The sequence below is a fragment of the Streptomyces sp. NPDC006332 genome (genome assembly GCF_040612855.1).
Classification (GTDB): Bacteria; Actinomycetota; Actinomycetes; order Streptomycetales; family Streptomycetaceae; genus Streptomyces.
Genome location: NZ_JBEXRA010000007.1, coordinates 182,006 through 201,468, shown reverse-complemented (window position 1 = coordinate 201,468; position 19,463 = coordinate 182,006). Strand labels below are relative to the sequence as shown.

Genomic DNA, 19,463 nt, shown 5'->3' with positions numbered 1-19,463 from the left:
CCCAGGCTCATGCGTCCTGGCTCTCGCTCGTGGGCTGGGCTGCACACGTCCCCGTCCGCCCGAGCCCAGGCAGCCCTCCACACCTACCTGGAGCGCAAGCACCGTTCCCGAGGCTCTTCGAGGCAACACCGAACCAGCAAACCATGATCGGCACACGCTTGGCTGCGGAGCTGACGACGCGTTGACCGCTCGGAGCACCTCCGTCATACAGCACCAGCGGCCTCAGCGGCACACTTATTGTTAAAGTGACAGGAACTGAAGTACCGTAAGAGGCATGCAAGCTGACGTGTGGTCACCCACGCCTGTGCTACTGACGGTCGATCTCGTGATCCTGACGCTGCGTGAGGGGCGACTGTGTGTCCTGCTCGTCGAGCGGGGTGAAGATCCTTTTCAGGGCATGTCGGCTCTGCCTGGTGGATTCCTCAATCACGCTGGCGAGGAGATCCTGGACGCCGCCCACCGTGAGCTGAGTGAGGAAACCGCTCTGGTTGCCGGGTGCGTGCACCTTGAACAGTTGGCCATCTATGGAGACGTAGGCCGTGATCCACGAGGACGAGTCGTTTCCGTGGCCCACTTGGCAATCGCGCCCGGACTCCCCGAACCGGTCGCGGGAACGGATGCTGTGGATGCTGCGTGGGTTCCCGCGGAAGCCGTCCTGTCCGGTGAGGTGGAACTGGCCTTCGATCACCGCCGGATCGTGACCGACGGAATCGAACGCGCGCGTACCAAGCTCGAATTCTCGGCGCTGGCCACGGCTTTTTGTGGAGAAACTTTCACCATAACCGAGTTGCAGCAGGTGTACGAGGCAGTTTGGGGTACCGAACTCGACATCCGTAATTTCTACCGGAAAGTCCAGGCGGCAAAGGGATTCATCGTCCCTGTCGGCTCGGGACGCAGGACGACGGGAGGGCGGCCCGCGCGGCTGTACCGGGCAGGGTCGAAGACGGTGTTGTTCCCGCCACTGATCCGACCTGTGCCGTCCACGACGAAAGAGGACACGAACGAGGAAGGGGAATAGATGTCGAAAGACCTGGTGGTGATTCTCACCGCCCTCAATCTCGAGTACGAAGCCGTGCGTCGGAGCCTTGCCGGTCCACAAATGCACCGTCATGAGCGCGGAACGCTGTTCGAGGTGGGAACCGTGCAGGGCACTTCATGTCGTGTCGCGCTCGGTCTGACCAACAAAGGAAATCATTCCGCCGCAGTGATCGCTGAGCGCGCGATACAGGAGTTTTCGCCGGTGGCCGTGTTGTTCGTCGGCGTCGCCGGTGCGCTCTGGGACACCGCCAGACTGGGTGACGTGGTGATGGCGACGCACGTGTACGCCTACCACGGCGGGACCAGCGAGGACGACGGGCTCAAGGCCCGTCCCCGGGTGTGGGAGACGGCGCACGGTATCAGCCAACTCGGCTCGCACCTGGCTCGCGTGAACGATTGGGCCGACCACATGCCCGGTCGTGGGCGCGCGCCGCAGGTGCGCTTCGGCGCGATCGCAGCCGGCGAGGTCGTACAGAACTCAAAGATCTCGGCCGAGGCGCGGTGGATTCGGCAGCACTACAACGATGCGCTCGCGATCGAGATGGAGGCCGCCGGTGTGGCGCAGGCCGGTCATCTCAACGGGGCACCGGTGGCCATCATCCGAGGAATCAGCGACCGAGCGGACGGTACGAAAAACAGCGCGGAGGACCGCAACTGGCAACCACGGGCCGCGGCGAACGCGGCGGCATTCGCCACACGGCTGGCGGTGGAACTGGTGGGAGAACAGGAGCAGATCGCAATGTCCCAGGCAGACAGGGCCCATACGGCCGACAGACTCAAAGAGCACGTCAGCAATACCGCCCATAACAGCACCATTGGCATCATGGCCGGCTCGGTTAACGAGAGCAGCGTCTACCTGAACACGGACCCGAAGGTGACCGGTCCGGTGGACCTGGTCGCGGAGCTGGACGGTTTCCGTGAGCACCTGAAGCGTTACCACGCCGAGGGTGCGATCGATGACGACACCTATCGAGAGGCACTTGGCGAGCTGGGCTTTGCCCGCCGGGCGGCAAGGGAGACCACTCCCGAGCCGTCCAAGAGGGCGACCATGGCACTCAAGAGGTTACGTGGTCTGATCGCGGAGTTTCCCGAGCTGCTGGCCAGGCTGGCACCATTGGTTGTCGCGGCGGGTGACTTGTCATGAACGACGGCAGCAGTGTCACGCACAATTCGGCCGCATACGACTCCACCGTCGGAATCCAGGCCGAGACCGTACACAATTCCAACGTGTACTTCGTCCACCCGGACGCATCGCCTCTGGAAAAGTACAAGGTTGGTATTCGGTTCCTGGAGGATGGTATCTCCAGCCGTGCTCGCGACATGATCAGTGACGCGATCGCCCACGGGCACGACAACGCGGAGGTCCGTTTCCACTGGGTGCTCGCCATGCTCAGTGCACGCGCCTACCACGACCTAAGCAAAGAAGAACTCCAGCGGCTGCACCACGCCTCCGGGCTCGTACGGACCTACGCCGAGGGAGAGTGGAAAGACGCTCTGCGCGTCGCTTTCGAACTGCTGGCCATGCTCAGCACCGCGGACGGCGAGTCAGGACGCGTACTGGAGCGGTTGCGAGCCCTGTCGCCTCGCCAGCGGGACCTGATCCTCCATCACTTCGACCTCGTACTTACCGGAGGGCTGAAGGACAGCCTGTGGGCCGAGAACCGCGAGGGGGCCGAGACAGCTCGCTTCGGCAACGACCGGGTCCAACGGGTCTGGGCCTACTTCGAACCCGACCCCATCGGGCCACGGGCCCTGCCGCCCTGTCCGAGCACCGCTGCTGCCGCCCGGGCAGCCCTCCCAGTCCGAGTTGGCCTGTTCGTCGTCGTCACCGCATTCCTATGGATCTTGGCGCTGGTCGCGGATCCGGCTGAGGCAGTCATCGAGTTACTGGTGGCGATCGGTGCGGGCCTGACCGCGGCTCACTTCGGCGGCCGTTGGTCGTACCAGGTACATCACCTGAGGGTCAAGAACCGTGAGTTCCACAACCCGTACGTGGGCCATCCCGCCTCGGCCGGGGACGGGTTCACCAACCGCGTCCGTCATTCGTTCGACCACTACTTCAGTACCCGCGTGCCCCACGGATTCGCTCCGTACGAATGGCTCGGTCATACCGTTCACATCCGCAACAGCCTCATTGCCGAGGTCGCGCTTCTCTATCGCGAGAGCCGAATCAGCGTGGACCGGGTTAACTGGCTGATCCGCTATCTCGCTGAGGATGCCCGAGACCGCCACAGCAAAGGGACTCTGTTCGTTCACCGTCACCAGAACCAGATGCCGGCGGTGGCGAAGGTGCTGTGCGTGGTCGCCCTCATCGCTCTCGGCAGCACGACTCTGGCCCTGCTCGGAACAGTGGCCTCAGGTTCCGACGCGTCGCAGATGCTGCTGGCCATCCTGGCCGTAGCCGGTGCAGTCTGGTCCGGACACGCGGCTGCATCCTCGTGGCTGGAGGCCCGGGGTGAAGAGCACCGACTGGCCGAGGAAAACCAGGAATATCAAGAGCGGCTGACCGCGCGGCAAGTCGCGTACCAGAACTGGAAGTCGTTCCTGGACACCACGCGACCCAGTGAGCTGGAAATGGAGACCTGGCTCACCTGCGACAAGACGCTATTCGTTGACGAAGCCCTCCGCCACTACCAGCTCACGTGGCGCGACCTGATCACCCATACCATCCTGATGACACCCGCGCGCCCCTACAAGCGAGGGCGTGTGAAAGGCGGTCCTTGGCGATACTCGCGCTACAGTTTCCGTCTTTTCCTGGTCACACAGGATGGCGTTCGTGAAATCAGCACGGAATTCGATTTCACTGACGCAAAACGTGGGAACGAGCAGCGAAGTAACTATCGGTTCGACGCATTGTCTTCCGTGCAAGTCACGGAACGCACCAATGTCGGCTACGACCTGGAGCTCGTCCTTACCAACGGGCCGGCCAGGAATATTCGCGTCAAAGACGCCGACACCCACCAATTGGCGCCGGACGAAAACGCCCAGGAAATATCCGAAGTCAACCTCAATGCGGCTGGTTTCATCCACACCTTCCGCCTCCTGGAAGGAATCGCGGCGGACGGAAAGGGTTGGATCGAGCGCAACAACCCCAACAACCTGCCGTCCTTCCGTGCTGCCGACTGAGTCTCCTGGGCCTTTCGGGCGAGCAGGAGTCGGAGCGCCGGAGTCCTGCCCACCCAGCCCAGCCGCAACCCGAGCTTAGGAATGTCCGTGGCCGCCACAGAAGACGTCACCGAGAGCAGGCTGCTGCTGACCGAGTACGACCGCATCAAGGAGGAGCAGAAAACCCGCATAGGATTCCGTGACAACTTGCTCTACTTCACGCTCGCCGCATCCACTGCGGTCCTGGCGATCACCGTCCAGAGCAGGCAGGCTCAACTGCTGCTCGCAGTCCCCGTGATCTGCCTCGTCCTGGGCTGGACCTACCTGGTCAACGACGAGAAGATCTCGGCAGTTGGCTGCTACATTCGCGATCAGCTGGGGCCGCGGCTGGCCGAACTCAGCGGCGCCCGCGGCGCAGTGTTCGGCTGGGAGATCTACCACCGCGGCGATGCGAGCCACACCACGCGCAAGCGAATACAGACCGCTGTGGATCTGTTCACGTACTTGGCCTTGCCGATGATCTGCGTGACCGCGTTCTGGTGCTCTCCCGCCGTCCAGCCTTTACTCGTGATCGTCTCCCTCGCCCAGACACTTGCCCTGGCAGTATTGGGCTGGCAGTTCCTGCGCTATGCGGGGCGGTAGTGCTGCTTTTCCGCCCCGCTTCATGTTCAATTCGCCGTCCCGACCGGCACGGTGGAATAACCGCCTCCGCAGCGCTGGGCTGCCCGCCGTGCAGCTCGGACAGTGAACCGGCTGCCGCCACCTGAGACGGCGCAATTACGTACGCCGAAGGGCCACAACGTGACCGGTGTGCCCTTCGGCATCGTGCCCGATGATGCACTGGTGGAGGTTAGGACAGGTCAATACACCTAGCGCCTACAAGTTCCCGTCTTCGATGCTCGCGAGGGTCGCCGCCTGCTCCGCCATCCCCAACTTCCATGGTGTCCGCTCCACTTCAGCAATCTCCCGCCACAGTGCCGCCGTGGCCGAGCTGAACGCTGCGAGCGCCTCGGTCTTTGCCTCCCGCCAGGATGGAAACCGACGAGCGAAGGCGAGCGCCTCCTCCACGGAATGCCCGGCGTCCATGAGCTGAAGGAGAAGGGCGCCAGGGTCGATCCAGGCCGCCCCTCGGGTCGGCCAGGCCCAATCGATGAGTCGCGCACGGTCACCGGTGACCAGAACGTTGTCCGGGGCGAAATCGGTGTGCAGGAGAGTGTCGCCCTCGAAGTAGTGCAGGGAGCCCGGCGGTGCATAGTCCGCCCACCGGTCGACGGCGTCCTTGAGACCGATGCCCGGGGGTGCTGTGACGTCCTGCAGCTCGACAAGCGCGGCTTCCACGAGCGGCAGGTCGGGCGAGCCTGGCGCGTAGTCGGCGTGGCGTCCGTCGACCACCTCGTAGCCGAGCAAGCTCCAGCCGCCGCACTCCAGGTGCCAGTAGAGGCGCGGACAGGATGCCGGCAGGTACGGAGCGACAGCCGCCTCGCGGCGTTGGGCAGCGACCTGGGGATGGTCGGCAGGAATGCCCTTCACGAAGACCCTGCCGCTGTTCGTCTCCAGGACGGAGGCGATGCCGGAGTTCACGCCGCCCGGCGCGGTGGCCGCCTGATGGACGGTGCCGGTTTTGTCGGCGATGGCCCGGTGGATGCTGGCCGGAAGCTGCTCGTAGGGGATGCGGGACATGGACACGCGCGGTTCCTCAGGAGTGCTCGGATACGGGCAGTGCCGCCCCGGCCAGGGTACGGCCGAGGCGGCACTGAGGGATGGAACGAGAGGGTGGCACTGGCGCCACCCGTGGTGGATCTAGTACGGCTGGTCGTCACCGGCCGAGCAGCTGCACTCGGCGCCCTCGGCAGCCTCGTCCAGGTCGGCGATGATCTGGAACTCGTCGTCCTCGATCGACACGGCGATCAGCGGCACCGGCAGGGCACCGGTCGGGGTTTCCATCGGTCGTCGGCCGATGGTGAGCATGACCGGTTCGCGGGGCGGGGTCAGGATTGCGGTGGACGGAGTCATGATCCGTAACCTCCATGTTGGCAGTAGAGCTCTCGTCGGTCCCCCGCCTCCTGGTAGAGCCTGGCCAGCGGTCGGCACGTGCGGCACGTGCCGACCTTCGTGCAGCCGGAGCATCCACCGGTGCGGAGCTGTAGGGACTCGGCGACCGCGCCGAGTCGGGGGAGGGCTTCGACGCCCTCGGTGATGAGGTTCACGCTCGGGTCACGGCCGACCTTGCAGATCGACGCGATGCCATGCGGGTTGACGTGGAAGAACGTGTGGCCGGCGTTGCAGCCGGTGAAGACGCTGCGGGCCTTGAGATGGCTCAGTGCCTGCGTCGCCAGTGGGTTCGACGCTCCGTCGATCGTGGGCGACATGTTCGTGAAGACCTGGTGCGGGAAGCCGTACGACTTCGCGAGGCGCACCATCGCGTCTGTCTCGTGCGCGTTGCCGTCCGAGACGATCACGTTCAGGCGGACCGGCAGTCTGTCCTCGCGGGCGGCGTCCAGGCCCTGCAGGAACCGGCTGAACGCCCCACGGTTCCGCGTCACCTTGTCGTACGTCTCGGCGGTGGCTCCGTAGACGCTCAGGGTCAGTCGGTACGGCCGGTGGCGGGCGAACAGGTCTCGGATCGGCCGTTTCCGCAGCGAGGAGCCGTTGGACGAAACCTGGACCATCATCCCGAGCTGATGGGCGAGCTCGTAAGCCGCGCCGAACTCGCGGTCGATCAGCGCCTCACCGCCTGTGATCTGCAACCACAGGACACCGGCGTCCTTCAGGGTCTGGAGCAGCGACTGCTTACCGGCCCAGTCCAGGCCATCGAACCGCTTCTCCCCGAGATAGCAGAACTCGCAGTCGTAGTCGCAGCCGAGGTTGATCTCCCACGACGCCTTGCCGTACCCGAAAGGGGACCGCTCGCGGACGAGGACGACGTCGCCGACTGGCGACGAGGGCAGTTCGGTCCTCCACGCCTCCCTCGCCGCGTCGGCCAGCCAGTCCGGGACGGATCGGCCTTCCCCGCCCGCGACCCACAGCTCCTCGTAGCGAGCCTCCGGGATGCGCACGCCGGCCGCCCGGCCGGGCTGGACGAGGAGGTATTGGGCAAGAAATGGGCTGGCCACGAGCCGCGGAGCATTTTTGGTCCCCGGTCTCTCGGCGCTGGTGTTCGTCTCGGTCATGGAACCTCCACAGGTTGCATATGCGCGGTCGGTTGGGCCTGGTAGTGGGCGGCGATCGGGTTGGCCGCCAGCTCAGCCGGTGGATCCCTGGTCAAGCGCGGGTCAGGGTGTGATCCGTGCGTGTCGATGCGGTCACGTCGATCGCGAATCCGTACGAGGTGGACACGAGCACGATCAGCAGTGGTCCGGCATAGCGGGCAGCCTGCGCGACCTGGCGGCGAGACGGCCGTTTACGGCTTTCCCTCCAGAGCTGTGGCGACGTAGGGGTGCTGGAGAGCAGCGCGGAGGGCCTCGGCGTCGGTGAGGGTGTCGTCGTCAGGCAGCTCGCACCACCCGCCGAACCAGTCGTCGAGCAGCTCAAGGCCGGGTGCGACGAGCCAGGAGTTGGTGGAGAGGTGCCGTACCGGCAGACCGTCCCAGCTGGCTGCGGTGCCGGTCGGGACGGCGTAATAGAGACGCTGGTGGGGCCTGTCGTAGAGCACGGGGCCGACGGAAGTACCGATGAAGCGCAGGTAGGCCAGGGCGAGGAGGCCGATCCCGGCGGAGGTGCGCACGACGTCCCAGCCGTCACCGACCTTCAGCAGCCGCAACCCCGGCACGTCGTTCACCAGGGGAGCCCTTCGCAACGCGTCACGCACGGACATCACGCATCCCCCAGCAGTCGGAAGCTGTGGCTCGCGCCGAGCGAAGAGGTGGATTCCGGGGTCGGCGTGAGGTGGCGGACCACGATCAGGCGAGCGCCTGCTGCTGTTATCTGCCGCTTGCGCTCGGTGCCGAGGCTCTTCGGGCCGAGGTGGCTGAGAGCCGGAACCACGGCACCGTAGGCATCGGGGAGTTCGAGGGCGTCGAGCAGACCGACGAAGGCGGGGGAGCGGATGATCACCGTGGAATCGCGTTCGGTGAAGACGCCGCACAGGGCCAGTTCGTGCCGGTCGCAATACTCGGTGAGGCAGTGGACGAGCGCCAAGTGGCGGCGCAGTCCCCCGGCGACGTGGCGCAGGTAGCCGAAGACCTGGGGGAAGGCGACGCGGCGGCGTTCGGTGATGAGGTCGTCGTCCATGCCCACAGCGTCGGCCGTCGTGAACGGCCTCGAAATGACCTGCTGTTGTACTTCCGTTGCACTTCCCACCCCAAGCCGTCACCGACAGTGCTTCCATACGTGACGGAGGGAGGTCATCCGTGGTCAGCGTGCAGCAGTGGACCGGTCGGGAGGCGAGCGCCCTGCGCGCCGCGCTGCGCATGAGCACGCGCGCCTTCGCCGAGCACCTCGGTGTCGCGCTGCGCACGGTTGCGAAGTGGGAGGGCCTCAGTACCGCAACCCGGCCCCGCCCGGATACCCAGGCAATCCTTGACACCGCGCTGGCCCGCGCGGACTCCGGTGCGCAGGCCAGGTTCGAGGCGCTGATCGTCCCCGACAGGAAGAGCACGCGGCCAGCGGACTACGAGACCTGGACCGAGGACCTCGAGCGGGCTGTGGTCTGTGTCAGCCGCCAGAATTTCCCCTTTGCCACCTCACTGTTGAACCGCTGGTTGACTCGCCACGACCCGCATCACCTGGATGACAAGGGCCTTTACCTCTACGGCCGTTCCCTCGTGCTTCTCGGCGACCTCCAACGTGACCAGGGCGCTATCCTCGGTCCGCTCTCCGCACGGCACTCCTACCTGACCGCTCGCGGCATGTTCACCGAGCTCGACATCCCTCGCCGGGTGGCCCAGATCGAGCTCTCGCTCGCCGTCGTCCAGGAGATGTCCGGCCAGCTGGAAGCCTCCGCCCGCCAGTACGAAGTTCTCGCCGGGGATGAGCGCTTGAGTTCCCGCGATCGTGCCAGGGCCCGGCTCTGGGTGGGCACGGCGCTGAGTAAGGAGGGCAACAACGAGTACGCCACCGCCGTCATGGCCGACGCCACCCATGCTTTCGAGGACCTGGGCGAGCCGGAGGACTGGTCGGTCGCCCACCAGAAGCTGGCCCTGGCCCACCGAGGCGCTGGTGACCTGAAGCAGGCCCTGCACTTCATCGACATCGCACGCACCACCGGCACGGTCGACTCCCCGATGCAGCGGGTGCGGTTGGACACCGCATACGGGCACATCCTTCTGTCGGATGCGGCGACCCGGAATGATGGGCTGTCCGTCCTCGATCAGGCGGCACAGGTGGCCCTCGAGTACGGGCTGAGCCACCAGCTGCGCAGTATCGAGGGCATCCGGAAGGACCAGCAGGGATGAGCCAGGGAGTGCCAGTGCCGGAGCACGAGCAGCGCCAGATCACCGAGGAGCAGTTCCACGACGCGACGCTGATCTGGAACTACCACCAGATGGGCCATGCGCAGCGGCCCTGCTCGGCGGCGATCGGCCTGGGCAGTCACGACCTCGGAGTAGCCACCACGGCCGCCGACCTCTACCGCGCCGGCCTCTTCCCGGTCGTGGTGTTCAGCGGAGGCAACAGCCCCACCACCCGAGTCCGCTTCCCGCGTGGAGAAGCGGTCCATTACCGTGAGCACGCACTGACCCTGGGTGTGCCGGACGAGGCGATTCTGGTCGACACGAAGGCAGCGAACACCGGCCAGAACATCACCCTCTCCCGCGAGCTGCTGGCCGAGGGTGGCATCGCGGTCGAGTCGCTGCTGCTGATTTCGAAGCCGTATATGGAGCGCCGCTCGTACGCGACGTGCCGCAAGCTGTGGCCCGAGGCTGAAGTCGTGTGCGCTTCGGAGCCGCTGGAATTGGACGACTACATCAAGTCGATCGGCGACGAGAAGCTCGTCGTCGACATGCTTGTCGGTGACCTTCAACGGGTGATCGAGTACCCGAAGCTCGGCTTCGCCGTCGAGCAGGATGTACCGGGGGATGTGTACGACGCTTACGAGCGCCTTCTGCGCGGCGGATTCGACAGCCGCCTCATCGGCACCTGACCCGTTCCACGCTGGTTCGCGGGCGGGGTGGGTGCGATCCCCCAGCCGAACCTCTTCCCACGGCTGTCCGCGCTGGCCCGAGTGTACGGCGCGACTACCAGCACCGGACCCGCCTCGCGGCACTGGACAGCCCTGCCGGGCAGCAGTGGCTCACGCTCCCCGCGCACCTGCCCGACGGGCGCCCGACAATTGATCAGCCAGGTGCGGCTCGCCGACCCATCCGCTCCGGCAGTACTGCTAGCCCGCAGTGCGTGAAGTCCTGGCGTCGACGATTGCCCTGCTCGCCGCCCTTGGTTGCAGCGGCGACGTACTGAACAGCAGCATGATCCCGGCGGTGCGGCGCGTAGCGTTAGGAGCCTTGCCGAGGATGATCTCCGGGATCAATGGCTCACCGCCCCTCTGTGATCTGGGCGAGGCGGTGTCCAACTCCGAAACCCCAGCTCAGGGCCACACCAGGCAATAAGGCTGATGCCCCGCCTCATGCAACCGATGGCTGAAGTCCTGCCACTCATGCAGCAGTTGGTACACATTGAACGCGTCCCGTGGTCCACCCCGGTCCGGGACCGTCGACCAGATGAACGCCGCCGCGCCGACCGCTTCCTCGCCGATGCCGCGCAGCGGGTCGACGACCGTCATGGGGAGCTTGACCACCGCGTAGTCGGGGTGGAGGACGACGAGTTCCAGCGGGGGCACCCTGTTGAGGGGGACGCCTTCGATGCCCGTGAGGACCATCGCCGCCATCGTCTCCGGCTTGATCTTGGTGAACATGCCGTTCATCCCGAGCTCGTCGCCGCCGAGTTCCTCGGGGCGCATCGAGATCGGGACGCGGGCCGCAGTCGCGCCGTCGGGCGCGCCGAAATACTTGTACGTCACCCCCACCCGACCACCATTCCTGCTCCCCGCCCTCAGCTGTTCGACTCGTCGGTCGATCAGCTCCGACTCGTTCGGTCCACCCGGTACAACGTGTCCCTGACGTGGTTCGTTCGATTCCTCCACCTCGCGTCGGTGCCTTCCCCGCCGGGCACGTCGAGGACCCAGGTCGTCAGTCCCCTCGCCCAGTCCGCCACCGCGATGCATATCTCCACCCGACTGCTGTTCTAGGACGCGTGGCCCCCGCCGCGCAACCCGATCATCGTGTCAGTGACCTCCCCCACGGCCGCCTGACGAAACGTGCGTTGAAACACCTGTCCGCAGGATCTTCGCAGCCCCTGAACAAGCTTCCGTACACCTATACGTACGCCGGGGCCATGTGAGCTGTGTGTATCAGTGGCCAGTTTCGCAGATCGTCGGGGACGGGCGGCTGCCCCGCGGTCGCATGTGCCCCCTGGCCTACCCTGAGGAGGTCACAGACAACCGGAGTCCGAGAAGTCGGGGAAGGTCGGAGAAGTCGCAGGTCATGAGCGAATATCCCTATGCATACGACGCGCCTGCCTCGCAGGCCCTGTTCGACCGAGCGGCCGACGTCACGCCGGGCGGCGTGAACTCCCCGGTGCGTGCCTTCCGTGCCGTGGGCGGAACGCCCCGGTTCATGGTGTCCGGCACCGGCCCGTATCTGACGGACGCGGACGGCAGGGAGTACGTCGACCTCGTCTGCTCCTGGGGGCCCATGATCCTCGGGCACTCGCACCCCGAGGTCATCGCCGCCGTCCAGGACGCCGTCTCCCGCGGGACCTCGTTCGGCACCCCCGGTGAGGGCGAGGTCGCGCTCGCCGAGGAGATGGTCGACCGGATCGAGCCCCTGGAGCAGGTGCGGCTGGTGTCCAGCGGCACCGAGGCCACCATGTCGGCCATCCGGCTCGCCCGCGGCTTCACCCGGCGCTCCAAGGTGATCAAGTTCGCCGGGTGTTACCACGGTCACGTCGACTCCCTGCTCGCGGCGGCGGGCAGTGGCGTGGCGACCTTCGCGCTCCCCGACACCCCCGGCGTCACGGGTGCCCAGGCCGGCGACACCATCGTCCTTCCGTACAACGACCTCGACGCCGTGCACGCCGCCTTCCGCGCCCACCCCGGCGAGATCGCCTGCCTGATCACCGAGGCCTCCCCGGGCAACATGGGCGTCGTACCGCCGATGCCCGGCTTCAACCAGGGGCTGAAGGACGCGTGTGCCGCGGGCGGCGCGCTCTACATCTCCGACGAGGTCATGACCGGTTTCCGCACCAGCCGGAGCGGGTGGTTCGGCATCGACGGGGTGCGGCCCGACCTGATGACCTTCGGCAAGGTCATGGGCGGCGGGTTCCCGGCGGCGGCCTTCGGCGGTCGCGCCGACGTCATGGAGCACCTCGCCCCGGCCGGCCCGGTCTACCAGGCCGGCACCCTCTCCGGGAACCCGATCGCCACCGCCGCCGGCCTCGCCCAGCTGCGGCTCCTCGACGACGCGGCGTACGCCAAGGTCGGCGCCGTGTCGACGCGGATCCAGGCGCTGGTCTCGGACGCGCTCGCCAAGGAGGGCGTCGCGCACACCGTGCAGAACGCCTCCAACATGTTCTCCGTCTTCTTCACGGACCGCCCGGTCCGCGACTACGAGGACGCCAAGGCGCAGGAGTCGTACCGCTTCACCGCCTTCTTCCACTCGATGCTGGCGAACGGTGTCTATCTGCCGCCGTCGTCCTTCGAGTCCTGGTTCGTGTCCACGGCCCACGACGAGCGGGCCATCCAGCGGATCGCCGACGCCCTTCCGGCGGCGGCCCGAGCGGCTGCGGAGGCCACCGCGTGAGCGAGAACGGCAACAGCAAGATCGGCGACAGCAAGAACGGCAGCGGCCACAGCGGCGGCGACGACGGCACCAGCGAGTTCACCGTCGTGCACGTCATGCGGCACGGCGAGGTCGCCAACCCCGACGGTGTCCTCTACGGCCGTCTCGCGGGCTACCACCTCTCCGAGCTCGGCCGGCAGATGGCCGACCGGGTCGCCGAGCACCTCGCCGCCCGCGATGTCACCTATGTCTGCGCGTCCCCTCTGGAGCGCGCGCAGGAGACGGCCACACCGATCGCCAAGGCGCACGGGCTGGACCTCGCCACCGACGAGCGGCTCATCGAGGCCGAGAACGTCTTCCAGGGCAAGACGTTCGGCGTCGGCGACGGGGCGCTGCGGCGGCCGGAGAACTGGAAGCACCTGGTCAACCCGCTCCGGCCGTCATGGGGGGAGCCGTACGTCGACCAGGTGGTGCGCATGATGGGCGCGCTGAACGCGGCGAAGGACCAGGCGCGGGGGCACGAGGCGGTGCTCGTCAGTCACCAGCTGCCGATCTGGATCGTGCGGTCGTACGTCGAGAAGCGGCGGCTGTGGCACGACCCGCGCAAGCGGCAGTGCACGCTGGCCTCGCTGACGTCCTTCACCTACCGGGGTGACAAGATCGTCTCCGTCGGTTACACCGAGCCCGCCCGCGACCTCGTCCCCGCCCACCTCCTCGCCGGCGCCAAGCCGAACAGGGGCAAGGGCCAGGGCAACGGCAAGGCCTTCGGGGCCTGAGCGCGGGGTCTCCTCTGTTACGAGAACCGTAAGAATCTGAGGAACCTCCCCGTTCGTCGCCTCCTCTGACTGGGTGACCACCAGAGAACGCGATGAACGGGGATGCCATGCGCACTCTCACCCGCAGGGGAGCACTCGGACTCGGCGCCGGGGCCGCGGCGGCGGCCGGACTCGCCGGCTGCGCCAGTCCCACCGCCTCAGGCCGAGCCAGTGGCCCCGGCCGTTCCAAGAGTGATCGCCCCAGTGGCAGCCCCAGGCCCACCGCCCGCCCCATCGGCGACGGCTCCACCTCGTTCACCGGCAAGCAGCCCCACCAGCCGGGGAAACCCGAACCGTTGGAGCCGGGCCAGGCCCCGCCGCAGTTCGTCGTCTTCTCCTGGGACGGCGCCGGCGAGGTCGGCAACGGGCTCTTCCCCCGCTTCCTGGACCTCGCCAAGGAACACGGCGCGAGCATGACCTTCTTCCTGTCGGGGCTCTATCTGCTCCCCGAGTCGAAGAAACGTCTCTACGACCCGCCGAACAACCGTCGCGGCGCCTCCGACATCGGCTACCTCACCGACGACCACGTCAAGGCGACGCTGACGAACGTCCGCCGCGCATGGCTCGAGGGGCACGAGATAGGTACCCACTTCAACGGCCACTTCTGCTCCGGCTCCGGCACGGTCGGCAACTGGACGCCCCAGCAGTGGCGCAGCGAGATAGACCAGGCGAAGGGCTTCGTCAAGGAGTGGCGGACCAACACCGGCTGGAGCGAGCTGCCCGCGCTGCCCTTCGACTACGACAAGGAACTCGTCGGCGCTCGCACGCCCTGTCTGCTCGGTCAGGACAACCTGCTGCCCACCGCCCGTGAGCTCGGCTGGCGCTACGACGCCTCCTCGCCGGGCGGGCGTCAGATGTGGCCGGAGAAGACGCTGGGGATCTGGAACCTGCCGTTGCAGCAGATACCTTTCCCCGGACACAGTTTCGAAGTGCTCTCCATGGACTACAACATCCTGGCGAACCAGTCGATCAACTCGACCAAGGCTCCGGCGTACAACTACCCGGGCTGGCGGACGCAGGCGTCCCAGGCGTACATCCAGGGATTCAAGCGGGCATACGAGACAAACCGGGCGCCTTTCTTCGTCGGCAACCACTTCGAGCAGTGGAACGGCGGCATCTACATGGACGCCGTCGAGGCGGCGTTCAAGCACATCGCGCGCGAGAAGGAGAAGGGCGGGGACGTACGCCTGGTCTCTTTCCGGCAGTTCGTGGACTGGATGGACGCGCAGAAGCCCGAGGTGCTCACCAAGCTCCGTTCGCTGGAGGTCGGCCAGGAACCCGCCGGCGGCTGGAAGGAGTTCCTGAAGAAGACGCCCGCGACCGGCTCCACGGCCTCCGGGGAAGCCGCCTGAAATGCGGGTTTCCGCCCGCAAGGGGGGTGGGCAAGATCCCCAGAACGGGCATGCGAAACTTTTCACATGAGTGCCGCCCACCGCGCCCCCCAGCGTTCCGACGACCCGTCCACCGCGCAGCGCACCAACCGCACCCGTAGCCGCGCCGTCCTGCTCACCGCCGGTGCCGCGGCCGCCGCGCTGACCCTCTCGGCGTGCGGCTCGGGCGGCACCTCGGGCGGCGGCGGCAACACCAACTTCGTCACCGGGGCCAACGGCATCTCCACCGCCGCCAAGGGCGAGCGGGCCGACCTCCCCGACCTGTCCGGCGAGACCGTCGACGGCGGTCAGTTGGACGTCGCCGACTACAAGGGCAAGGTCGTCGTCCTCAACCTGTGGGGCTCCTGGTGCCCGCCCTGTCGTGCCGAGGCGACGAACTTCGAGACCGTCTACAAGGACGTCAAGGACCAGGGCGTCCAGTTCGTCGGCATCAACACCCGCGACGCAAAGATCAGTCTGGCCAGGGCCTTCGAGAAGGAGTTCGACGTCAGCTACCCGAGTCTCTACGACCCGACGGGCAAGCTGATGCTCCGCTTCAAGAAGGGCACCCTCAACCCGCAGGCCATCCCCACGACGCTGATCATCGACCGACAGGGCAAGATCGCCGCGCGGACGCTGCAGGCGCTCAGCGAGGACAAGCTGCGGGCCATGCTCAAGCCGGTCCTCGCGGAGAAGTGACGTGACCGCAGCGTTCACGCTCGCCGCCACGGGTTACAACGGCACGGTGCTCAACGGCGCCCTGCTGGTGGCCCTGCCCGTCGCGCTGCTCGGCGGCCTCGTCTCCTTCTTCTCCCCGTGTGTGCTGCCCCTCGTCCCCGGCTACCTCTCCTATGTCACCGGGGTCGCCGGGACCGACCTGGCCGAGGCCCGGCGCGGCCGGATGGTCGCCGGTGCCTCGCTGTTCGTCCTCGGCTTCACCGCCGTGTTCGTCTCCAGCGGAGCCCTCTTCGGGTACTTCGGCGACACGCTCCAGCAGCACAAGGACGTCACCTCCAAGATGCTGGGCGTGTTCATGATCCTCATGGGTGTCTTCTTCATGGGGCTGATGCCCTGGATGACCCAGCGGGAGTTCCGCTTCCACCAGCGGCCCTCCACCGGACTGGTCGGTGCCCCCGTGGTCGGCGCGCTGTTCGGCATCGGCTGGACGCCGTGCATCGGCCCGACCCTCTCCTCCGTGCTGATCCTCTCCCAGGAGCAGGGCAGCGCGGGCCGCGGCGCCCTGCTGACCGTCGCCTACTGCCTCGGCCTCGGCGTACCGTTCGTGCTGGCCGCGGTCGCCTTCCGCAAGGCGCTCGGCGCCTTCGGCTGGGTCAAGCGCCACTACGTATGGGTCATGCGAGTCGGCGGCGGCATGATGATCGCGACCGGGCTGCTGCTGCTGACCGGCGCGTGGGACAGCATCGTGCAGGAGATGCAGACCTGGTCCAACGGCTTCACTGTGGGGATCTGAACGATGAGCGCGACTTCCGACACCGCCTCCGACACCGCCACCGAGCGGTCGGACGACCAGGACCTGGGCGCGGCCGGCTCCCAGCTGTCCACCGCCCCCCAGGAGGACGCCCCCAACCTGCCCGCCCTGGGCGTCATCGGCTGGGCCCGCTGGTTCTGGCGACAGCTCACCTCCATGCGGGTCGCGCTGCTGCTGCTCCTGCTGCTGTCGCTCGGCGCGATCCCCGGCTCGCTGATCCCGCAGAGCGGGACCGACGAGACGAAGGTCGCCGACTTCCAGCAGAAGCACTCCGTCCTCGGCCCGATCTACGACAAGCTCGGCCTCTTCCACGTCTACAGCTCGGTGTGGTTCTCGGCGATCTACATCCTGCTGTTCATCTCCCTCATCGGCTGCATCGTGCCCCGCAGCTGGCAGTTCGTGGGCCAGCTGCGCGGCCGCCCACCGGGCGCGCCCCGGCGTCTGACCCGGCTGCCCGCCTACACGACCTGGCGCACCGAGGCCGAGCCCGAGCAGATCCGTGAAGCCGCGCTCGCCCTGCTGAAGAAGCGCCGCTTCCGCGCGCACGCGGCCGGTGACGCGGTCGCCGCCGAGAAGGGCTACCTGCGGGAGTTCGGCAACCTCGCCTTCCACATCGCGCTGGTCGTGATGCTGGTCGCCTTCGCCTGGGGCCAGCTCTTCAAGTCCGAGGGCAACAAGCTGATCGTCGAGGGCGACGGCGGCTTCTCCAACACCCTCACCCAGTACGACGACTTCAAGTCCGGGACCCTGTTCACCCAGGACGACCTGGACCCCTTCAGCTTCACCCTCGACAAGTTCACCGGCACCTACGAGACGTCCGGCCCGAACCGGGGTACGCCGCGCACCTACCAGGCGGCCATCGACTACAGCATCGGCGCCTACGGCAAGGACAAGAAGACCACCATCAAGGTCAACGAGCCGCTGCGGGTGGGCGACTCGAAGGTCTACCTCACCGCCCACGGCTACGCGCCCGTCATCACCGTGCGCGACGGCAAGGGCAAGGTCGTCTTCAACGACGCCGTACCGCTGCTGCCGCTCGACTCCAACGTCACCTCCACCGGCGCGATCAAGGTCATGGACGGCTACCGCGACGCCAACGGGAAGAAGGACCAGCTCGGCTTCCAGGCCGCCTTCCTGCCGACCTACGGCGGCGGCACCTCGGTGGTCTCACAGTTCCCGGCGCTGATGAACCCGGTGCTGAACCTGGCGGCGTACCACGGCGACCTCGGCGTCAACGCGGGCATCCCGCAGAGCGTGTACCAGCTCAACAAGACCAACATGAAGGGGTTCAAGGACTCCAAGGGCCAGCAGCTGCGGAAGAACCTGAGGCCCGGCCAGACCATGCAACTCCCGAACGGCGCCGGCTCGGTCACCTTCGACAAGGGGATCAAGGAGTGGGCGAACTTCCAGGTCACCCGGCAGCCCGGGGCCGGCTGGGCGCTCGGCGGTGCCGTGGTCGCCATCTTCGGTCTCGCCGCGTCTCTGTTCATCCAGCGCCGCCGCGTGTGGGTACGCGCCACGCGCAGTGCTGACGGGGTGACGGTCGTTGAAATGGCGGGCCTCGGCCGCAGCGAGTCCGCCAAGGTGCCCCAGGAACTCGGCGACCTCGCCGGGATCCTGTACGACCAGGCACCGGGCGCCCCCGACCCACAGGACCCGTCAGACGCCGCCGAGGCCTTGGACCCCTCCGACGACACCCCCACCCCCGACACCCCCGACTCCGACGTCGTACCTGCCGAAGGGGCTGAGACGAAATGACTCTCGCCGCCGCTACCGATCTGGCCGCCGCAACCAACGAAAACCTCGCGAACCTCAGCAACACGCTGATCTACTCCTCGATGGCCGTCTACACCCTGGCCTTCTTCGCGTACATCACCGAATGGATCTTCGGCAGCCGCAGCAAGATCGGCCGCACCGCGGCGGCGCTCACCAGCGGTGCCGGCGCCGGGGCGAAGGCGCCGGAAGTGACGGTGAAGAACGCCGGCGGGACCGCCGTACTGGAGCGGCCCAAGGTCGTCGTACGGGCCGCGGCCGGGGCGCGGGACGTGCCGGACGGGCCCGGGGCGCACGGCGGGAACGAGCAGGGCGACCTCTACGGGCGCATCGCCGTCTCGCTCACCGTGCTCGCGTTCCTCGTCGAAGCCGGCGGTGTGCTCATGCGGGCCCTCTCGGTGCAGCGGGCGCCGTGGGGCAACATGTACGAGTTCAACATCACCTTCTCCACCGTGGCCGTCGGGGTGTACCTGACGCTGCTCGCGCTGCGGAAGAACGTGCGCTGGCTCGGGCTGTTCCTGATCACGACGGTCCTCCTCGACCTCGGCATCGCCGTGACCGTCCTGTACACCGCCAGTGACCAGCTGGTTCCCGCCCTCCACTCGTACTGGCTGTACATCCACGTCTCGACCGCGATCCTGTGCGGCGCGGTCTTCTACATGGCGGCCGTCAGCACGATCCTGTACCTGTTCAAGGACTCGTACGAGAACAAGCTCGCGAGCGGCGGCAAGCCCGGCACCTTCGCCACGTCCTTCCTGGAGCGGCTGCCGTCCTCCGCGTCCCTGGACAAGTTCTCCTACCGCGTCAACGCGGCCGTCTTCCCGCTGTGGACGTTCACGATCATCGCGGGCGCGATCTGGGCGGGCGACGCCTGGGGCCGCTACTGGGGCTGGGACCCCAAGGAGACCTGGGCGTTCATCACCTGGGTCGCCTACGCCTGCTACCTGCACGCCCGCGCCACGGCCGGCTGGAAGGGCCGCAAGGCCGCCTACCTGGCCCTGATCGCGTTCGCCTGCTGGCTGTTCAACTACTACGGCGTGAACATCTTCGTCGGCGGCATGCACTCGTACGCGGGCGTGTAGACCCGCGACGCGCGTACGGA

19 protein-coding genes are annotated in these 19,463 nt (G+C 67.1%); 13 read left to right on the top strand and 6 right to left on the bottom strand.

From position 1 onward, the window contains the following. Nucleotides 1-274: 274 nt before the first annotated feature. The 4 genes from ABZ027_RS09580 (at nt 275) to ABZ027_RS09565 (ending at nt 4,785) form a co-directional block, all read left to right on the top strand. Nucleotides 275-1,018, top strand: a complete 744-nt coding sequence (locus tag ABZ027_RS09580) for an NUDIX domain-containing protein (protein WP_356766091.1) — start codon at nt 275-277, stop codon at nt 1,016-1,018. Beyond that, nucleotides 1,019-2,182 carry a 5'-methylthioadenosine/S-adenosylhomocysteine nucleosidase gene (locus ABZ027_RS09575; RefSeq protein ID WP_356766090.1) on the top strand — a complete coding sequence of 388 codons (1,164 nt, stop codon included), beginning with the start codon at nt 1,019-1,021 and terminating at the stop codon, nt 2,180-2,182. Then, nucleotides 2,179-4,164, top strand: a complete 1,986-nt coding sequence (locus tag ABZ027_RS09570; protein WP_356766089.1) for a hypothetical protein — start codon at nt 2,179-2,181, stop codon at nt 4,162-4,164. Before ABZ027_RS09575 ends, ABZ027_RS09570 begins: the two co-directional genes overlap by 4 nt. Nucleotides 4,165-4,245: 81 nt before the next feature. Further along, nucleotides 4,246-4,785, top strand: a complete 540-nt coding sequence (locus tag ABZ027_RS09565) for a hypothetical protein (RefSeq protein ID WP_356766087.1) — start codon at nt 4,246-4,248, stop codon at nt 4,783-4,785. A 234-nt stretch (nt 4,786-5,019) separates the two neighbouring features. On the opposite strand, the gene ABZ027_RS09560 is transcribed toward ABZ027_RS09565, so the two are convergent. From ABZ027_RS09560 to ABZ027_RS09540, 5 genes are all read right to left on the bottom strand, one after another. After that, nucleotides 5,020-5,823 (bottom strand): aminoglycoside phosphotransferase, encoded by an 804-nt coding sequence (locus ABZ027_RS09560; protein ID WP_356766158.1) that lies wholly within the window; start codon nt 5,821-5,823, stop codon nt 5,020-5,022. A 120-nt stretch (nt 5,824-5,943) separates the two neighbouring features. Beyond that, nucleotides 5,944-6,156: a hypothetical protein gene (locus tag ABZ027_RS09555; RefSeq protein ID WP_356766085.1), complete on the bottom strand. Its 213-nt coding sequence runs from the start codon at nt 6,154-6,156 to the stop codon at nt 5,944-5,946. Beyond that, nucleotides 6,153-7,313 (bottom strand): radical SAM protein, encoded by a 1,161-nt coding sequence (locus ABZ027_RS09550; RefSeq protein ID WP_356766083.1) that lies wholly within the window; start codon nt 7,311-7,313, stop codon nt 6,153-6,155. Before ABZ027_RS09550 ends, ABZ027_RS09555 begins: the two co-directional genes overlap by 4 nt. A gap of 230 nt (nt 7,314-7,543) precedes the next feature. Further along, nucleotides 7,544-7,957 carry a hypothetical protein gene (locus ABZ027_RS09545; protein ID WP_356766081.1) on the bottom strand — a complete coding sequence of 138 codons (414 nt, stop codon included), beginning with the start codon at nt 7,955-7,957 and terminating at the stop codon, nt 7,544-7,546. Further along, nucleotides 7,957-8,373 (bottom strand): hypothetical protein, encoded by a 417-nt coding sequence (locus ABZ027_RS09540; protein ID WP_356766079.1) that lies wholly within the window; start codon nt 8,371-8,373, stop codon nt 7,957-7,959. Before ABZ027_RS09540 ends, ABZ027_RS09545 begins: the two co-directional genes overlap by 1 nt. A gap of 119 nt (nt 8,374-8,492) precedes the next feature. Between ABZ027_RS09540 and ABZ027_RS09535 the strand changes: the two genes are divergently transcribed. After that, on the top strand, nt 8,493-9,536 hold the full coding sequence (locus ABZ027_RS09535) for a hypothetical protein (RefSeq protein ID WP_356766078.1): 1,044 nt from the start codon (nt 8,493-8,495) through the stop codon (nt 9,534-9,536). Next, complete coding sequence (locus tag ABZ027_RS09530) at nt 9,533-10,222, top strand: YdcF family protein (RefSeq protein WP_356766076.1); 690 nt, start codon at nt 9,533-9,535, stop codon at nt 10,220-10,222. Before ABZ027_RS09535 ends, ABZ027_RS09530 begins: the two co-directional genes overlap by 4 nt. Nucleotides 10,223-10,663: 441 nt before the next feature. On the opposite strand, the gene ABZ027_RS09525 is transcribed toward ABZ027_RS09530, so the two are convergent. Beyond that, nucleotides 10,664-11,299, bottom strand: coding sequence for a hypothetical protein (locus ABZ027_RS09525; RefSeq protein WP_356766074.1), 636 nt, complete (start codon nt 11,297-11,299; stop codon nt 10,664-10,666). A gap of 319 nt (nt 11,300-11,618) precedes the next feature. On the opposite strand from ABZ027_RS09525, the gene hemL reads away from it, so the two are divergent. From hemL to ccsB, 7 genes are all read left to right on the top strand, one after another. Further along, a complete protein-coding gene (gene hemL, locus ABZ027_RS09520) occupies nt 11,619-12,935 on the top strand; it encodes a glutamate-1-semialdehyde 2,1-aminomutase (RefSeq protein WP_356766072.1) in 1,317 nt (438 codons plus the stop codon). A 95-nt stretch (nt 12,936-13,030) separates the two neighbouring features. Further along, on the top strand, nt 13,031-13,690 hold the full coding sequence (locus ABZ027_RS09515; RefSeq protein WP_356766156.1) for a histidine phosphatase family protein: 660 nt from the start codon (nt 13,031-13,033) through the stop codon (nt 13,688-13,690). 107 nt (nt 13,691-13,797) lie between these two features. Further along, entirely contained in the window at nt 13,798-15,081 is a 1,284-nt protein-coding gene (locus ABZ027_RS09510; protein ID WP_356766069.1) for a hypothetical protein, read from the top strand. A 66-nt stretch (nt 15,082-15,147) separates the two neighbouring features. Next, complete coding sequence (locus tag ABZ027_RS09505) at nt 15,148-15,798, top strand: TlpA disulfide reductase family protein (RefSeq protein WP_356766067.1); 651 nt, start codon at nt 15,148-15,150, stop codon at nt 15,796-15,798. A gap of 1 nt (nt 15,799) precedes the next feature. Beyond that, the gene (locus tag ABZ027_RS09500; protein ID WP_356766065.1) at nt 15,800-16,570 is read left to right on the top strand and encodes a cytochrome c biogenesis protein CcdA; all 771 of its coding nucleotides are present in this window, start codon (nt 15,800-15,802) and stop codon (nt 16,568-16,570) included. A 3-nt stretch (nt 16,571-16,573) separates the two neighbouring features. Continuing rightward, the gene (locus tag ABZ027_RS09495) at nt 16,574-18,346 is read left to right on the top strand and encodes a cytochrome c biogenesis protein ResB (RefSeq protein ID WP_356766063.1); all 1,773 of its coding nucleotides are present in this window, start codon (nt 16,574-16,576) and stop codon (nt 18,344-18,346) included. Continuing rightward, complete coding sequence (ccsB, locus tag ABZ027_RS09490; protein ID WP_356766062.1) at nt 18,343-19,443, top strand: c-type cytochrome biogenesis protein CcsB; 1,101 nt, start codon at nt 18,343-18,345, stop codon at nt 19,441-19,443. The genes ABZ027_RS09495 and ccsB overlap by 4 nt, the downstream gene beginning before the upstream one ends. Nucleotides 19,444-19,463: the final 20 nt, after the last annotated feature.